Origin of the sequence: Bradyrhizobium sp. 179 (assembly GCF_023073535.1) — a bacterium.
Lineage (GTDB): Bacteria > Pseudomonadota > Alphaproteobacteria > Rhizobiales > Xanthobacteraceae > Bradyrhizobium.
Map to the genome: position 1 here is coordinate 1 of NZ_JADPJR010000017.1, position 1,427 is coordinate 1,427.

The 1,427-nt window shown below is 61.7% G+C and carries 1 protein-coding gene; it reads right to left on the reverse strand.

The features are described 5' to 3' along the window. Position 1 precedes the first annotated feature (1 nt). Positions 2–1,348: an IS4 family transposase gene (locus IVB12_RS03360; RefSeq protein WP_247295635.1), complete on the reverse strand. Its 1,347-nt coding sequence runs from the start codon at positions 1,346–1,348 to the stop codon at positions 2–4. Between the last annotated feature and the right edge of the window lie 79 nt (positions 1,349–1,427).

A 1,427-nucleotide genomic window follows, 5' to 3' on the forward strand; every position in this document is an offset into this window, starting at 1 on the left:
GCTATGGGATTCCCGGTTTTATGCTTTGGATTGCAAGCAGATAACCTTCGAGGATTGCGGCGAGGCGGTCCCAGCCGTCTCGCATTGTCTTTGGGCCTGGCGGTTTGCCGTAGCAATTCCAGCCGCCGAGCCGAGAGGCAATCCAAGCGACGAAGGCGAGAGAGTCGGGAGGATGTGGGTTTTGCTGGCGCGCGGTCTTGCCCTCACGCGTCTTTGACAGGTGCTCGAGCGCTGGTCTGAAGGACGGGTCGATCACATCGCTGATGGGACGGGAACTACCGTCTCTGGCGTCGACGAGTTGTATGGTGCGGATGGCCCCGGCAAGCCCGATGGCGGCGAGATTGAACATACGATCGGCATCGATGACTTGGCTATCATCGAGGGCAAGGCCATCGCTTTTGAGCGCGCGGAAGACCTGCTCGATGCGCCAGCGCAACCGATAGAGCTGTACGATCTCATCGGCATCCGCGGCGCTGGCGACGGGATGCGTCGTGAGCAGATGCCACGACAGCGGTGTTTTGCCGGCGGGCGCATTGATCTCCCGCGCCTCCACCAATGTCATTTCAATGGCATCGCAAGCTTCCGACCGTTTCAAGCTCTGTGGTCGAGCAAGCGACACGATCCCGGCGCGAAGCTCGACGCTCGCCACGCGCCCTTTGTCGCCGGGACCGCGCGGCGCTACCTTGACCAGGCTTGTTTTCAGCACTTTCGCTGCGGCAAGTGCCGCAAACAGCATTCTGCCATCGCATAGGCTGCGATCCTGCGCGGCGCGCACGATCAGATCGAGCCGCTCTGGCTTGCGCGCAAACAACAGGTAGATGTCGCTCTCGCGATCGGCCACCATCGTGACACTGGCAGCCTCCGACAACACGCCGGCGGCGGCCTGACAACCTAACAGCCACCGCATCGATTCCTTGTCCTCAAGGGCGCGCTTGCGGCGAGAGGCAACCCGTCCTTCCGAACGTGTCCAGATCTCTGCGTCGACAAGCCCCACCACGGCCTCGCTCTCGACATCGAGAGCAATCACCGGATGGATGAAGAAGCCGGGTGTCTTGCCGTCCCCGCCGGGGCCGAAGCCGCGGCGCTTCTTGTCACGGCCGGAGAAGTTGATCTCGCTCGTATCCTGGATCGCCAGAACACGCCGACCTCTGCATTGTGCTGAAGTTCGCGCAGCCAAAGTCTCCACGATGCGATCGACCGATACGTGGCGCGAGGACAGAAACCGGTGAATGGCCTTCTCGCCTGCACGCGTCTCACCCAGTTTGCGCAAGACCAACGTGCCCGCCGTCGCCACCCGCTCGACCAACCAGTCAGCCCGCTCCGCAACCCGGATATCGCCGAATGACATTCAAAGCTCCTACCGCACCGGTCAAAGCTTTGAATCACATCCAGAAATCGCTGGGAATCACTTTCGGGCATCCCGTAGC